This window comes from Croceicoccus sp. BE223 (assembly GCF_031457155.1).
Taxonomy (GTDB): domain Bacteria; phylum Pseudomonadota; class Alphaproteobacteria; order Sphingomonadales; family Sphingomonadaceae; genus Croceicoccus.
This window is the reverse complement of the sequence record NZ_JAVDWB010000006.1, coordinates 198756-214154: the sequence shown is the minus strand read 5'-3', so window position 1 is coordinate 214154 and position 15399 is coordinate 198756. Positions and strand designations below refer to the sequence as shown.

15 protein-coding genes are annotated in these 15399 nt (G+C 65.4%); 6 read left to right on the top strand and 9 right to left on the bottom strand.

The features are described 5' to 3' along the window. Positions 1-116 precede the first annotated feature (116 nt). From J2X37_RS13380 to J2X37_RS13360, 5 genes are all read right to left on the bottom strand, one after another. Positions 117-1334: an argininosuccinate synthase gene (locus J2X37_RS13380; RefSeq protein ID WP_310022114.1), complete on the bottom strand. Its 1218-nt coding sequence runs from the start codon at positions 1332-1334 to the stop codon at positions 117-119. 72 nt (positions 1335-1406) lie between these two features. After that, entirely contained in the window at positions 1407-2660 is a 1254-nt protein-coding gene (locus J2X37_RS13375) for a class I SAM-dependent methyltransferase (RefSeq protein ID WP_310022112.1), read from the bottom strand. 45 nt (positions 2661-2705) lie between these two features. Continuing rightward, positions 2706-3470: an SDR family oxidoreductase gene (locus tag J2X37_RS13370; RefSeq protein WP_310022110.1), complete on the bottom strand. Its 765-nt coding sequence runs from the start codon at positions 3468-3470 to the stop codon at positions 2706-2708. Between the two features lie 110 nt (positions 3471-3580). Further along, entirely contained in the window at positions 3581-3961 is a 381-nt protein-coding gene (locus tag J2X37_RS13365) for a glycine zipper 2TM domain-containing protein (RefSeq protein WP_310022108.1), read from the bottom strand. A 170-nt stretch (positions 3962-4131) separates the two neighbouring features. After that, a complete protein-coding gene (locus J2X37_RS13360; protein WP_310022106.1) occupies positions 4132-4725 on the bottom strand; it encodes an NAD(P)H-dependent oxidoreductase in 594 nt (197 codons plus the stop codon). 38 nt (positions 4726-4763) lie between these two features. Between J2X37_RS13360 and J2X37_RS13355 the strand changes: the two genes are divergently transcribed. Then, the gene (locus tag J2X37_RS13355; protein ID WP_310022104.1) at positions 4764-5192 is read left to right on the top strand and encodes a helix-turn-helix domain-containing protein; all 429 of its coding nucleotides are present in this window, start codon (positions 4764-4766) and stop codon (positions 5190-5192) included. On the opposite strand, the gene rlmN is transcribed toward J2X37_RS13355, so the two are convergent. Then, complete coding sequence (gene rlmN / locus J2X37_RS13350; RefSeq protein WP_310022102.1) at positions 5193-6431, bottom strand: 23S rRNA (adenine(2503)-C(2))-methyltransferase RlmN; 1239 nt, start codon at positions 6429-6431, stop codon at positions 5193-5195. Between the two features lie 255 nt (positions 6432-6686). On the opposite strand from rlmN, the gene J2X37_RS13345 reads away from it, so the two are divergent. Next, positions 6687-7358 carry an outer membrane beta-barrel protein gene (locus J2X37_RS13345; RefSeq protein WP_310022100.1) on the top strand — a complete coding sequence of 224 codons (672 nt, stop codon included), beginning with the start codon at positions 6687-6689 and terminating at the stop codon, positions 7356-7358. Positions 7359-7440: 82 nt separating this feature from the next. Here the strand turns inward: J2X37_RS13345 and J2X37_RS13340 are convergent, their stop codons facing one another. The 3 genes from J2X37_RS13340 to J2X37_RS13330 all read right to left on the bottom strand — a co-directional run bounded on the left by J2X37_RS13340 (position 7441) and on the right by J2X37_RS13330 (position 10452). Continuing rightward, positions 7441-7773 carry a hypothetical protein gene (locus tag J2X37_RS13340; RefSeq protein ID WP_310022098.1) on the bottom strand — a complete coding sequence of 111 codons (333 nt, stop codon included), beginning with the start codon at positions 7771-7773 and terminating at the stop codon, positions 7441-7443. A 133-nt stretch (positions 7774-7906) separates the two neighbouring features. Further along, positions 7907-8398 carry a transcription elongation factor GreB gene (greB, locus tag J2X37_RS13335; protein WP_310022096.1) on the bottom strand — a complete coding sequence of 164 codons (492 nt, stop codon included), beginning with the start codon at positions 8396-8398 and terminating at the stop codon, positions 7907-7909. A 35-nt stretch (positions 8399-8433) separates the two neighbouring features. Then, positions 8434-10452, bottom strand: a complete 2019-nt coding sequence (locus J2X37_RS13330; RefSeq protein ID WP_310022094.1) for a lytic transglycosylase domain-containing protein — start codon at positions 10450-10452, stop codon at positions 8434-8436. A gap of 172 nt (positions 10453-10624) precedes the next feature. Between J2X37_RS13330 and dapA the strand changes: the two genes are divergently transcribed. From dapA to J2X37_RS13310, 4 genes are all read left to right on the top strand, one after another. Further along, on the top strand, positions 10625-11506 hold the full coding sequence (gene dapA, locus J2X37_RS13325) for a 4-hydroxy-tetrahydrodipicolinate synthase (RefSeq protein WP_310022092.1): 882 nt from the start codon (positions 10625-10627) through the stop codon (positions 11504-11506). Positions 11507-11649: 143 nt separating this feature from the next. Next, positions 11650-12132, top strand: coding sequence for an SsrA-binding protein SmpB (gene smpB, locus J2X37_RS13320; protein ID WP_310022090.1), 483 nt, complete (start codon positions 11650-11652; stop codon positions 12130-12132). Positions 12133-12363: 231 nt separating this feature from the next. After that, positions 12364-12912: a DUF2062 domain-containing protein gene (locus tag J2X37_RS13315; RefSeq protein ID WP_310022087.1), complete on the top strand. Its 549-nt coding sequence runs from the start codon at positions 12364-12366 to the stop codon at positions 12910-12912. Next, a complete protein-coding gene (locus tag J2X37_RS13310) occupies positions 12912-15323 on the top strand; it encodes a response regulator (RefSeq protein ID WP_310022085.1) in 2412 nt (803 codons plus the stop codon). The genes J2X37_RS13315 and J2X37_RS13310 overlap by 1 nt, the downstream gene beginning before the upstream one ends. Positions 15324-15399: the final 76 nt, after the last annotated feature.

The following is a 15399-nucleotide window of genomic DNA, read 5'->3' as shown; positions in this document are numbered from 1 at the left end:
GCGGTGGACAAAGGTGGACAAACCCGTCATTGAGACCGGCTGCGCCGCATTCGCGAGATGGCTTCGCTATCGCGGAAGAAGAAACCGGCAGTTCTGTTGCCGCGGGGAGAGCCGGTTCAGCGGCCCCGCTTGGATAGCAGTTTCAGGCGCAGCGCGTTGAGCTTGATGAAGCCCTCGGCATCCTTCTGATCGTAGGCCCCGGCGTCGTCCTCGAACGTGACGTGGCGTTCCGAATAGAGCGAGTTCGGCGACTTGCGGCCGACGACACTGGCCGAGCCTTTGTAAAGCTTGAGGCGCACCGTGCCGTTGACCGGCGCCTGGCTGTGATCGATCGCGGCCTGAAGCATCTCGCGCTCGGGCGCGAACCAGAAGCCGTTGTAGATCAGTTCGGCATACTTGGGCATCAGCTCGTCCTTGAGGTGAGCCGCGCCCCGATCGAGCGTGATCTGTTCGATGCCGCGATGCGCGCGGGCATAGATCTCGCCGCCCGGCGTTTCATACATGCCGCGCGACTTCATGCCGACGAAGCGGTTCTCGACGAGGTCGAGCCGGCCGATCCCATGCTTTCGGCCCAGCTCGTTGAGGGCGGTCAGCAAGGTCGCCGGCGACATCGCCTCGCCGTTGAGGGACACGCCGTCGCCCTTCTCAAAACCGATCTCGATGTATTCGGGGGTATCGGGCGCGTCTTCCGGGTTCACCGTGCGCGAATAGACGTAGTCAGGGGTCTCCTCCCACGGATCCTCGAGAACCTTGCCCTCGGACGAGGTGTGCAGGAGGTTCGCGTCGGTGGAGAAGGGGCTTTCGCCGCGCTTGTCCTTCGGCACCGGGATCTGGTGCTGTTCGGCCCAGGCGATCAGCGCGGTGCGGCTCGTCAGGTCCCATTCGCGCCACGGGGCGATGACCTTGATGTCGGGATCGAGGGCATAGGCCGAGAGTTCGAAGCGGACCTGGTCGTTGCCCTTGCCGGTCGCGCCGTGTGCGATGGCATCGGCACCGGTCTCGTGGGCGATCTCGATCAGCCGCTTGGAGATGAGCGGGCGGGCGATCGAGGTGCCGAGCAGGTAGTCGCCTTCGTAGCGGGCGTTGGCACGCATCATCGGGAAGACGAAGTCGCGGACGAATTCCTCGCGCAGGTCGTCGATGTAGATGTGTTCGTCGGGCACGCCCATCAGCTGCGCCTTCTTGCGCGCCGGCTCCAGCTCCTCGCCCTGGCCGAGGTCGGCCGTGAAGGTCACGACCTCGCAGTTGTAGGTGACCTGCAGCCACTTCAGGATGACGGAGGTGTCGAGGCCGCCCGAGTAGGCCAGGACGACTTTCTTGATGGATTCGCTCATGCGCGCCGGTTAGGCGGGCGCCGCCCGGTTCGCAAGACTCTCTTGTCCCCGATGCCGCTACGGCAAGGCTATTCAGCGCCCGGCGAGCAGTTTCGCCTCCGCCGGCAGCATGTAATCGCGTGTCAGCGGCAGGGCGTGGCGATCGCGCACGTACTGGATCTGATAGTTGCACATGCCGCCGTTCTCGAAAGCGGCGGTCGCGCCCGAGAGATAGAACGTCCACATCCGGAAAAAGCGGGGGTCGTACATCGCCTCGATCTCCGCCTGATGGGCCATGCAGCGAGCATACCAGCAACGCAGCGTCTTGGCGTAGTGGACGCGCAGGGTTTCGACGTCGCTGGCGATCAGGCGCACCTTCTCGCTTGCCGCCACGGTTTCCGAGAGCGCCGGGATATAGCCGCCGGGGAAGATGTACTTGTTGGTGAAGGCGTCCGTCGTGCCCGGCCTGCCCATGCGTCCGATGGTGTGGACCAGCGCGACGCCGTCCTGGTGCATCAGGCTGCCGAGGCTACGGAAATAGGTTTCGAATTGCGGCTGGCCGACATGCTCGAACATCCCGACCGAGACCACCCGGTCGAATGTGCGGCCCGATCTGGCCAGGTCGCGATAGTCGATCAGCTCGAAGTGGGTGAGGTCGGCAACGCCGGCCGCCTCGGCCCGCTTGCGGGCAAGGGCGAGTTGTTCCTCGCTCAGCGTGATGCCGGTGACGTGCACGCCCGCCCGCTGGGCCAGGAAGATCGCCATTCCGCCCCAGCCGCAGCCGATGTCGAGCACCTTGTGCCCCGGTTCGAGCGCCAGCTTGGCGGCGATGTGCGCGAGCTTGGCTTCCTGCGCCTGTTCCAGCGTGGTGACCCCGTCGCCCCAGTAGGCGCAGGAATACTGCATGTGCGGCGTGTCGAGCATCAGCGTGTAGAGATCGTTGCCTATGTCGTAGTGGTGTGCGACGTTCGATTTCGCGCTTTGCGCACGGTTCGTGGCGGCGCGCAGGAAATCGAGGCGGTTGCGAATGCGGCGCAGCATGGTGGGCGGGCGAAGGCCCTGTGCCCGGTCCCACGGCTGGTTGGCGCGCAGCAGGTGAATCAGTTCCATGATGCCGCCGCCCTCGATGGTCAGCTTGCCGTCCATGTAGGCTTCGGCCGCGCCCAGCCGCGGATCGGTCAGGATCTGGCGCGCGGCCCCTTCGGCGAGGCGGATCGAAAGGTCCTCGAACCCCGGCGACTGGTGGCCAAAGCGGTCGACGCGCCCGCTGGCATAGTGAACTTCGAGCGTACCCTTGCTGACGGTGCTGGCGAAGAAACGGGCGAGAATACGGTCGGTTGCACTCATGGCCGGAATGTAAACCCGCGTTCCCGGCCGATTGCAAGCCGGGCTTCAGCCCTGTTCGCGGGCCAGAAACAGCACGTCGCGAACCTGCGTCATCAGGTGCTGTCCGGAATCGACGAAGATCGCCTGTCCGTTGGCGAGCGTGCCGCCCGCGAGGAACAGCGCCGCATCGGCCAGTTCCCTTGGCTGGGTCAGCCGGCGAAGCAGGTTCATCCGCCCGCTCGCTTCATGCTCGGCCTCGGCCTGGTCGAAACTGGGCAGCATTGCACCGGGATGCAGCGCGTGGACGCGGTCGGGCGTTCTTTCGCAGGCGATGGCAAGCATCTCGCTCGCTGCGGCGAGCGCGGCCTTGGCCATCGTGTAGCTGAAGAAATCAGGATTCATGTTCGCCAGCTTCTGATCAATCACGTTGATGACCGTGCGCCCGCCGGCGGCGCGGGCCTGCGCGAGAAAGGCCTGGGCCAGCAAGACGGGCGCGCGGGCATTGACTGCCATCGCCTCCCCGAAGACGGCATCGTCGGTCCGGGCGGCGGTATCGAGTTCGAAGACCGACGCGCAGTTCACCAGCGCCCGCCAATCCGGCAGCCGCGCGGCAAGGGCATCGACGGCAGAGGTGATCGCGGATCGGTCGGCCAGATCGAAGGCGATCGTCTCGGCACTGGGGAGCGACGCGGCGAGCGTCTCGGCCTCTTCGAACGAATCGCGATGATGAATCACGACGTGCCACCCTTCGGCGGCAAAGCGGCGGGCCATCGTGGCGCCAAGGCGCCGTGCAGCGCCGGTGATGAGGACAGAGGGAAGGGCGCTGCTCACCACGACTATGGACCATGGATCGAAGCCGAGGGCAATCGGGCAGATGGATGCGAAAAGGGGCCGGTTGCGCCTGGCAACCGGCCCCCTCGGTGATCATGTCGCTTGTGCGATCAACGGCAGCGGGCATCGCCCCTGTCGATCGCGCGACCGATGATCGCACCGGCCGCGGCACCCAGGATGGTGCCGGCCGTCCGATCCCGGCCACCGTCGACCTCGCGTCCGATCAAGGCACCGCCCGCGGCGCCGATGATCAGGCCAGTCGTGCCGTTATCGCGGCGGCAGTAGTACCGTCCGTCGTCGCCACGCCAGTAACGGTCGCCCCGATACATGCGGCGCGGTTCATAGTAGCGCCCGCGGCTATCGTAGTAGCGAGCGCTTTCCTTGGCCCGCTTGCCGTGGGCCGGGGCCCACGACGGCGGATCGGCAAAGGCAGGGGCGGCGGGGATCGCGACGGCTGCCGCCAGCACGGCACCGATCAAACCCTTCTTCATCACATCGTCCTTTCTCTTTCTCGACCGCTTTTGGGCGGCGCTTGAAGTCGAAACTGCAACCCCGAACTCGAACGGAGGATGAACCGCCCGGTCAGATTCCAGATTACCGGCCAAGGGTTTCCGAGATGCGATGAATTGCGCTTAAGCCGATCTTCACCATGACCGACCGCTCAGAGCGCGGCGATCTGTTCCTCCGCCGCGGCGATCGCGCCTTCGGGGCCATGCACGCCGACACCGTGAGCGCGCACGAACGTGACGTCGTCTACCCCGATGAAGTTCATGAACGCCTCGAGCAGACCCTCGTGGTAGGTCAGCGGCGCCTCGCCCGGTTGGTAGCGACCGCCGGCCGAGGAGCCGATGATGACGCGGCGACCGCCGGCCAGGCCTTCGACCCCGTTTTCGCCATAGCGGAACGTGACGCGCGGGATGCCGAGACGGTCGATCCACGATTTGAGGTTGGAGGGGATCGTGAAATTGTACATCGGCGCGCCGATCACCACTACGTCCGCCGCAAGGAATTCGTCGAGCACCTTGCGCTCCACCCCGGCGGCCGCCTTCATGTCGTCGGTCTGGTCTTCGGCGGGAAAACGGATCGCCCCGGTCAGCACCGGATTGAGGTGGGCGAGCGGCTCGGTGCCCAGGTCGCGATAGACGACCGTCGCGCCGGAACTGTCGGCCTTCAGCTTGTCGACGATGCGGGCGGTGAGGGCGCGGGTGACCGAGCTCGCCCCGGTGGTCGCGCTGTCGATGTGCAGGATATTCACTTTGCAATTCTCCGGTATCAAATGATAACTACCGACATATGGAGATCGACCTCGCACCTGCACAAGAAGGCACAGAAAGATCACAAGGTGACACGCATGTTACCGCGGCCATAGAGGCCGTTGGCGCGTGCCAGGCGGTGACCGACATGCTGTCGCGCGTCGGTGACAAGTGGTCGATGCAAGTGGTCATGAAGCTGGGCGAGCAATCGCGCCGCTTCAACGAGTTGCGCCGCATCGTCGACGGGATCTCGCAACGCATGCTGACCCGGACTCTCCGCAATCTCGAGCGTGACGGGCTGGTCAGCCGAACAGTGACGCCGACGGTTCCGCCGCGCGTGGATTACGCGCTGACCCCGCTCGGCCGGTCGTTGTGGGGGCCCGTGGCGGGGCTCAGCCAGTGGGTGCTGGACAATCGCGGCCGGATCGAATCATCGCGGGCGGCCTACGACTTGCGCGAAGAAGACTGATCAGCTTTCCAGTGCGGCCTGTTTCTCGGCCGCGATCCGGTCCAGTTCGGAGCGGCTCTTCTTTTCGGCAGCGGTCTTCAGCTGGCCGCAGGCCGCATCGATGTCGCGCCCGCGCGGGGTACGGACCGGCGCGCTGATTCCCGCCTCGAACACGATGTCGGAAAAGCGGCGGATCCGTTCGGGCGACGAACACTCGTAAGGGGCACCGGGCCACGGATTGAAGGGGATCAGGTTCACCTTGGCCGGCAGCTTGTACTGCTTGATCAGGCGCACGAGCTCGCGGGCGTCCTCGTCGCTGTCGTTGCGGTCCTTCAGCATCACGTATTCGAAGGTGATGCGCCGCGCGTTCGAGGCGCCGGGGTATTCGGCGCAGGCCTGCAGCAGTTCCTCGATCCCGTACTTGCGGTTGATCGGCACGATTTCGTCACGGATGTCCTTGGTCACCGCGTGGAGCGAGACGGCAAGATTGACGCCGATTTCCTGGCCGCACCGCTCCATCATCGGCACGACGCCGCTGGTCGAAAGGGTGATGCGCCGCTTCGAGAGCGCCAGTCCGTCGCCGTCCATCACGATTTTCAGCGCGTCGCGCACGTTGTCGAAATTGTAGAGCGGCTCGCCCATGCCCATCATCACGATGTTGGTCAGCAGGCGCCCGTCGGACGTATAGCTGCCCTCGTCCTCCTCGGCGTCGAGGCCGGACATCGAGCCCTTGGGCCACTCGCCCAGCGCATCGCGCGCCAGCATGACCTGGCCGACGATTTCGCCCGGCGTCAGGTTGCGGACGAGGCGCATCGTGCCGGTGTGGCAGAAGCGGCAATTCAGCGTGCAGCCGACCTGGCTCGAAACGCAAAGGGTGCCCCGGTCTGCGTCGGGGATGAAAACCATCTCGAAATCGTGGTTGTCCGCTGTCCGCAGCAGCCACTTGCGGGTGCCGTCGGTGGAATGCTGGGCCTCCACCACTTCGGGCCTTGCGATCACGAAACGCTGCGCCAGCCACGGGCGCGTCGTCTTGGCGATATCGGTCATCGCCTCGAAGTCGGATACGCCGCGGTGATATATCCAGTGCCAGACCTGCTTGCCGCGCAGCTTGGCGGCCTTGGCATCCAGCCCCGCCTGCTCGAACAGGGCGGCAATCTGTTTCTTGGGCAGTCCGAGCAGATCGATGCGACCGTCGGCGCGGGGGGTAACCTCCCGCGGGACGGGAACGGGATCGATGTGACCCGGGACAGGCATGTTCATGTGCATGGCGCGCCATATAGGGAGGAAACCCCGCGCGCGCAAAGGGCGCGCGAAATCGCGCCATGCCGCTTAGGTTCCACGGAAAATCGCTGTCGTCACGGCCGGTCGCATCTGAGGCACGCCTCGTCGTCGTTTCGTGCTGCAACTGCGTTAAGTCGTTCTGTTGTCTGGTGTTCATGAAACATCGCGCGATTTCAGACATTTCCCCGATCCACCCCGCAAGTCGGGGGAATGAGGGAAATGATTGGAGTTATCATGAAGAAGATTATTGCCATTCTCGCTGCGGGCACCGCTTTCGGCGCCGTCGCCATGCCTGCCGCCGCGCAGGACATGCAGGGCGGAAACTTCACTGGCCCGCGCGTCGAGGCGATCATCGGCTACGACGCCTCACAGGCTGGTTCCAGCTCCGACAACGACATCAACGACCAGGACGACCAAGACATCAGCGGCCTGCTCTATGGTGTGGGTATCGGCTATGACATCGACATGGGCGGAGCGGTCTTCGGCATCGAAGGTGAATACACCGACTCGACCGCGAAGACGGAATTCAGCGACGGTGCCGATTTCGAAGGTTTCGGCCTTGGCAGTGTCGACACCGGTCGTGACCTCTATGTCGGTGCGCGTATCGGTGCCAAGGTCAACAACGACCTGCTCGCCTATGTGAAGGGCGGCTACACCAACACGAAGTACAACGTGCTGGCGACTGACGGCGAAACCGAACTTGAGCAGGACATCAACGTCGATGGCTGGCGCGCGGGCGCGGGCCTTGAGTACGCGATGAGCGACAACATGTTCACCAAGATCGAGTACCGCTACTCGAAGTATTCGGAAGCGGAATTCGAGAATGGCGACATGCCGGACAGCGACCGCTTCGACATCGACACCGATCGTCACCAGGTCGTCGCGTCGGTCGGCATGCGCTTCTAAGCGCATTGCGATCAAAAGCTGAAAGGAGCGCGGGTCGGGCAACAGGCCCGCGCTTTTTCGCCGTCAGCGACAGGCCATTATCTCAGCGGCAGGCCATGATCGCTGCGTCGATGGCGCTTGGCGCGCCGCGCAGCTTATAGCTGTCACGAAAGAAACGTCCTGTCGCATCGCGCGCGCCAACCGTCATCGTGTCGGACCTGCGCATCGCCGCGGCGATTGCACCAGTCTGCGCGGGATTTGCGCTCCAGGCACTGTCGGCGGCTCCCGCCAGGCGGAAGCGCCGCCGGCCGACGTCGAGCGTGACGGCCGCGCCGCGGGCAAGCGTGCGGGAAAGGCGCATCGTGAATCGCTGCGGCGCGACGCCGACACTCGCGAACGGTTGGCGTTCGCGGGCATAGGGAGAGGATTCGGCCATGGCGATTGCGTAGCAGCGGCTGTCGTCGCGAAACGCACCCCAACCTGCGTGCGCCGAAACCGGCTGCGGCGCAGCGAGCCCGGGAGGCGCAAGCAGGAGCAGCGAGAACGATCCGATGAGAGGGCCGATCCGTCTAACCATAGGCGATCGCCACGATTTCCCACTCCTTGTCGCCGGAAGGAAGCCTTACCGTGCGCAAGTCGCCGATGCGCGCCCCGCGCAACGCCCGCGCCAGCGGCGAGCCCCAGCCGATGAGACCCGTTCCCGCATCCGCCTCGTCGTCACCGACAAGGGTCACGGTGCGGTGCACGTCGTCCTCGTCGGCGATGGTGACGGTCGCCCCGAAGAAGACCTTGCTCCGATCGGGCTGCTCGGCAGGATCGACCACGCGCGCCGCCTTCATCCGGCGCGCCAGGTGCGCCAGTTCCCGATCGATTTCGCGCAGCCGCTTGCGACCGTAGATGTAGTCGCCATTCTCGCTACGGTCGCCGTTGCCAGCGGCCCAGCTGACGATATCGACGATCTTGGGGCGTTCGGTCCCGAGCAGGAGGTCGTATCGCGCGCGCAGGGCCGCAAACCCCGCTGGCGTGATCGGATTGCCCTTGACCTTGACCGGATCGCTCATGCCCCGCCCTTGGCGCGCGAGGGCGATGCGGGCCATTACTGGCCCGGCCGTTTCCCAAGATAATAGCTGAGCGGATAGTCTCCGCTCCGATTGCCCGTTCCCGGATAGAGCGCATCGTAGAATGCCGCGTTTTCCAGCACGCGCGCCACGTAGCGCCGAGTTTCGGTGAACGGGATCTTTTCGATCCAGTCGACCCAGCCGATCTGCCCGGTGCGTGGATCGCCGTTCTGGCGCAGCCACTTGTTCACGTTGCCCGGCCCGGCGTTGTAGGCCGCCACGGCCAGCGGATACGAACCGCCGTAATTGTCCAGCATCCTGCCGAAATAGCCGGCGCCCAGCCGCACGTTGTATTGCGGATCGGCAATCAGCGAATCGCGATTGTACGACATGTACATCTTACCGGCCTGCTCCTGCGCAGTGCCGGGCATCAGCTGCATCAGTCCCCGCGCGCCGGCATGGCTGGTCGCGTCCTGCGCAAACTGGCTTTCCTGGCGGCTGATGGCGTGGATCATCGACCACGAACTGCCGACACCTGCCGGAACCTCGATCCGCGGGAAGGCGTAGTTGGCAAAGGCGTAAACCTGCGCGGTCGAAGCCTCGCGCCCGGCGATGACGCCGAGATCGCGGCGACCGATATCGCGGGCGAGATCGGCGATCAGGGCAAAATCCTCGGCAGTCTGCGCCTGCTGACCCAGTTCGCGGAAGAAGTAGACCGCCGTGCGCCAGTCTCCGGTGCGGCCGACTTCGCGTGCGGCCTGAACCAGCGGCTTGGCGTTGAAGGCGACACGCTTGTCCATGGAAGGCGCGGGCAGGGTGGCAGCGGGCGCCTTTAGCGGGCGGCCCAGCTTTTCCAGCGCGAGTTGGCCGTAGAACTGATCTGGGTAGGCGGCGGCGGCCTCGTAGTTGCGACGCGAGACATCCTTGAGGCCCGCGCGATCCGCCGCCAACCCGGCGAAATAGAATCCCTTGGTTCGAGCAGGGGCGGTGCGCTGGCTCTTGCCGTAGGTCTCGAACATCTCGGCCGCGCTGCGGGCATCCCCGCGCGCCAGTGCGGATTCTCCGAGCGGATAGAACAGCTTCTCGTATTCGTCGCGAATGCCGGTCGAAAGCTTCGACACATCCTCGTTCGGCGCAAAGGCCTCGGTTGCGCGGCGGGCGATCTTCACCGCCGTCTGGACATCGCCCATCGCCAGGGCATCGCCGGCCTGCAGCCGCATCTCTGTGACGAAAGCCTGCGGATCCGCGGGAGTGCGCGAAAGCCTGGGCGCGTTGACGATCGCGAACCGCGCGGCCGAGCCTTGGCCGCTGGTGCGCAACTGGCGCGCACGATTATAGAGCCAGCCCGGATCGCCGCTCGCCTCTGCCGGAACCGTCAGGCCGATCGTCGTGGGGTCCTGCCCCTGCAGTGCGGCGAGCCGGGCCATCATCAGGCCGCGCGATGGGCCGCTGACACGCACGACCTGGCGCTGCGCCGCCTCGACGTCGGCTTGCCACAACAATTCGTTCATGCGGGCGTTCTGATCATCGGCGGTGAAACGCGTGCCGAACAGGCTGGCCATGGTCGCCTCGGCGACAGGCGACATCGAACCGCCTCGCCACGCCTCGCGAGCGACGGTCAGCGCCTCGGGTCTGCCGAGAGCCTGCAAGGCCAATGCGTATTGCGCGCGGGCAAGATTGCCGACAGGCGGATGGCGATCGAAGAAAGCGACGAGACGGCCCGGCGCGACTTGCGAATTTTCCAGCGCCTTTTCCGCCTTGCCCTGCAGGAAATCCTCGCGCGGGAAGCCGGAATACTGGCTGATGAAGCCGGCATATTCCTCGAAACTGCCACCAGGCTGCGCGATCAGCTGGTTCCACCGGGTCACGGCATAGCTCATCGGGCCCGGCCGGGCGGCCATGCTGCGCATCCGCGCCTTGTCCCAATCGGACGGAGCCCATTGAATCTCGCCGAAAGTCTGCGGCGTTGCGCTGCGCGCCGGCGCCTGCGGCCTGGCGGCAAGGGCCTGCTCGTCCTGCGCCATGGCCGGAGCCGCGAACAGTCCGCCGGCAGCCATGCCGAAAACTGCGGCGGTTGCGAGCAAAGAGTATCGACGGTTTGCCATGCTGGACATAATAGGGTCACCCTCCTTATCAGCCCCTGAACGGTTAGGCGCAATCGGTGGTTCCGTCTTGACCGCAACGTCGTTTTCCACCGTTGAACCTGTCCCGAATCGGAGCCTTTCACTGATGTTTTCTGGGTCCATTCCCGCTCTTGTCACTCCGTTTCGCGACGGCGCCGTCGACGAAGATGCGTTTCGCCGACTGATCGACTTCCAGATCGAGAACGGCTCGTCCGCGCTTGTGCCCTGCGGCACGACGGGCGAGGCCTCGACGCTGACCAACGCGGAACACCACCGTGTAATCGAGATTTGTGTCGAGCATACGGCAGGGCGCGTCCCGGTCATCGCCGGTTGCGGTTCCAACGATACAGCCAATGCGCTGATGCACATGACCTTTTCGAAGCGCTACGGCGCATCCGCGGCACTGGTCGTCGCACCTTATTACAACCGGCCGAGCCAGGCCGGACTGATCGCGCACTTCTCGCACCTTGCGGAACGGGTCGATTTGCCGATCATACTCTACAACGTTCCCGGCCGCACGGTTACCGATATCGAGCCGGAAACGGTCTGCGAACTGGCCAAGCGCTTTCCCGACCGCATCGTCGGAATCAAGGACGCGAGCGGCGACCTGTCGCGGGTGGTCGATCACCGCATGGGCATCGGCCCGGATTTCTGCCAGCTTTCGGGCGACGACGAACTGTCGCTGCCCGCCAACGCCGCCGGCGCGGTCGGCTGCATCTCGGTCACGGCGAATGTCGCCCCCAAGCTCTGCGCCGAATTCCAGCAGGCCTGCGTCGACAACGACTTCGCCCGCGCGCGCGAGCTTAATGACCTGCTCTATCCGCTCCACTACGCGATGTTCGAGGACGCAAGCCCGGCACCCTGCAAGTATGCGATGTCGCGCGTGCTCGGCTGGATGACGGACGACTTGCGGCTGCCGCTGGTGAAATGCTCCGACAAGGCGAAGGCCGCGGTGGACGAGGCGCTGGCCCACGCCGGGCTGGTCTGAGGCGAGCGGCCTGCCCGGTCATCAGTCGGGCGGGCCATGCTGGCCGACGCAGGCCATCGCCCTCCGGAGCATCCGGAGCCGCGCTGCCGTGATCGCAAACCATGCCCCTTTCGCATCGCGACCGCTCGCACTACATGCGCGCCATGGCACGGCCCAAACCCACCGAGTTCGAAAAGACCAAGACCGTCGCCGAGAACCGGCGGGCGCGGTTCGACTATTTCATCGAGGACGTCTACGAGGCGGGCATCGCGTTGACCGGGACCGAGGTGAAGGCGCTTCGTTCCGGGGAAGGCTCGATCGCCGAATCTTATGCCGAGATCCGCGACGGACAGGTCTGGCTGGTGAATGCCAATGTGCCCGAATTCAGCCACGGCAATCGCTTCAACCACGAACCGAAGCGTCCTCGAAAGCTCCTGCTTCATGCGCGGCAAATCGAGAAGCTGTTCGGCGCGGTCGAGCGCAAGGGCATGACCCTCGTGCCGCTTTCGGTCTATTTCAACGGCAAGGGCCGGGCGAAGGTCGAGCTGGCGCTGGCCAAGGGCAAGCAGACTCACGACAAGCGCGCGTCGATCAAGGAGCGCGACTGGAAGCGCGACAAGGCCCGTGTCCTGCGCGAACATAGCTAGCGTCCGCTGCGACCTGGGCTTTGCCGTGCTTACGGCTGACAGTGGCTGCCGCGCGTCAGGTTGATGACAAATCGCGTCAGGCGCGGCAAGGATGGTGACGGCGTTAACCTGGGGTGTATGTGGGGCGCGCTATCGGGGTTTGACCGGGGCTGATGCCCGGTCGTGACGGCTGGAAAGAGTTTCATGACGAAGGGGATCGGGCGGCGGGTTGCGGCTTGGACACGTTCCAAGATGCCCACGCGCGAACAGATGGAGGCGAACCGCTTTATCCGCCCCTATGCGCATCGCGTCCTGCGATCCGAATTGTGGCGTTTTACCCGGCGATCGGTGCCGCGCGGCGTGGCGCTGGGCATCGCGGCCGGCATCATCATTCCGCTGGGCCAGATCTTCGTCGCCGCGATGCTGGCGCTGCCATTCCGGGCCAACGTGCCTGTCGCCGCGGCGCTGACGTTCGTCACCAACCCGATCACCACGCCGCTGGTCTGGCTTTTCGCCAACTGGCTGGGCTCGTTCCTGCTCCGCATCGACGAGGTGACGCGCGTCGCGCCGGTTTCGGTGGCGATGCAGCAGACCGACTTCGACCGTTTTCTCGAATGGCTGACGGGCGAAACGCTGGTCACCGCCTTCGGCCTCGTCGCGCTTGCCGTATTCACCAGTGCGCTTGGCTATCTCGTTTCGGGCTGGATCTGGCGCTGGATCGTCGCGCGCAAGCGGACGCGCATGATCCGCGCCCGCCGCGAACGGCTGGACAGGGCACGGCATACGGAAGCTGAGGCCTGATGCTCGGCCCGCTCCGCGATTTGCCTTCGCGTAGTGTGCCCGATGCGGCCCTGATCGGCCTGGCCATCGTGGCCAGCGCCATCGCCATCCAGGTGATGACCGACCTCTGGCCGCTGACGGCGGCCTATGCGGGGGCGCTGCTCGTCTTCATCGCGGTCATGCGCGCGGCCGTGCGGCGCGCGCCGGTGGATGCGGAGGAGCGGCTGGCCCCACCCGACTGGTCCGTCACCGTCGCCGCGATCGAACGGCCCGATGTCGCCACCGTCATTACCGAGCGGGGCGGCAAGGTTGTGTGCGCCAATACCCGCTATGGCGAATGGTTCGGCTTCTACAACTCGCCACCGGCACTGGCGCTCGACGAGGATTCGCAGGAGCGTCTGACGAGATCGGCCCAGGAGGCATGGCGCACCGGCGAGGCGGTCGCGCACTCGCTGGTCGGCACCAATGGGCGCTGGCATGCGGTGTTGCGGCGTGCGGGGCGCGGCCAGAACCACCTCGTGTGGGAGTTCGCGCCTGTCGAGACGGTCGATCTGGGCGCGCGGCTGGTGCGTCAGCTGGACGACAAGCTGGGCCGTGCGCTGGGCGCCGCCGGGGTGCAGGCGGTCGCGGTCAGCGCCGAGGGCGAGATCCTCGGGGCCAACGCCGATTTCGCACTGCGCGCGGCGGGGGACGTTCCCGAAAATCTCGTCGGCCGCGAATTCGTCGAGTTTCTCGTCACCGACGACTACGACCGCATCTACTATGCACGTGAGGGCACCAGCGGCGAGGATCTGCGCCTGATCCACCTGCCCGTCGTCGATCCCGACGATCCGCAGGCCAAGGGGCGAAACCCGCCCGTCCTGTTCCTCATTCTCGAAGGCGGGTTGCATGCCGGCAACGCCGCCGCGCTGCCGGAAATCGAGAGCCTGCTCGCACTGCTGCCGCTGGGTCTGGCGATGACCGACAGGGAGGGGCGTTTCCTGTTCGCGAACAAGGCCTTTCGCCGCGCCGCCGCGCTCGACACGCTGGGCGAGATCCCGTCGTTCCCCTCGGACCTCGTGGTGCGGGAGGACAAGAGCGCGCTGGCCGATTCGATCCGCCGCCATGCCGCCGGCACCCCCAGTTCCGGCGCGATGCCGGTGCGCCTTCAGGCAAGTCCCGAGGAGCCGGTCACTCTCAGCCTTGCCGGCGTGCGCGGACTGGGCGAGGCGGCGGTGCTGCTCAGCCTCAAGGACACGACCGAGGAAACGCGCCTCAAACGGCAGGTCGCGCAGGCGACCAAGATGCAGGCGGTCGGCCAGCTTGCCGGCGGCGTCGCGCACGATTTCAACAACGTGCTGACCGCGATCATCGGCTATTGCGACCTCATGCTCTTGCGCCACGCGCCCGGCGACAGCGACTATGACGACATCCAGCAGATCAGGGCCAACTCCAACCGCGCGGCTTCGCTGACGCGGCAGTTGCTTGCATTCTCGCGCCAGCAGACGCTGCGCCCGCAGATCGTGCAGTTGCCCGACGTCGTGGCAGAGGTCTCGGCGCTGCTCAAACGCCTGATCGGCGAGAAGATCCGGCTGGAAGTCAATCACGATCGCGCGCTCGGCGCGGTCCGTGCCGATCCGCAGCAGCTCGAACAGGTGATCGTGAACCTTGCCGTCAACGCGCGCGATGCGATGCTGGCCAAGGGCGAGGTGGGCACGCTCACCATCTCGACCCGCAAGATCACGCCGCGCGAAGTGCGCGCGCTGAAGAACGAGATCCTGCCGCCAGGGAACTACACCGCCCTCGTTGTCGAGGATACGGGCGAAGGAATACCCGCCGACAGCCTGGGCAAGATCTTCGAGCCCTTCTTCACCACCAAGGAAACCGGCAAGGGCACGGGCCTTGGCCTTTCCACCGTTTATGGCATCGTCAAGCAGTCCGATGGGTTTATCTTCGCCGACAGCGAAGTGGGCGTGGGCACGCGCTTCACGGTCTATCTGCCGGTCCACATAGTCATGGCCGGAGAGGCCGTGGCCGAAGTGAAGAAGGATGTCGAACCGCGCGCGGCTTTCGGCGGCACCGGCAAGATCCTGCTGGTCGAGGACGAGGACACCGTCCGTGCCGTTGCCGAGCGTGCGCTTGTCCGCCAGGGCTACACCGTCACCACCGCCGCCGACGGCGAGGAAGGGCTGGAGACCGTGCGCGAGGGGCAGGAATTCGACCTGGTAATCTCCGACGTCGTCATGCCGACGATGGACGGCCCGGCCATGGCGCGGGAGATCCGCAAGTTGCGACCGGCCCTGCCGGTGCTGTTCATGTCCGGTTATGCCGAGGAACAGCTGCGCCGCGAGATCGACATCGCCTCCATGTATTTCCTGCCCAAGCCGTTTTCCGTCGCACAGATCGGGGAAAAGGTCGCCTCGGTCCTATCCGCCACGCGCGAGCGGGGATAAGCCCTTGGAACGCGCGGTCGAATGCGCGTTCCGAATTTTTCGTTCTCCTCTTGTTCCAAAAGAACAAATGAGATAC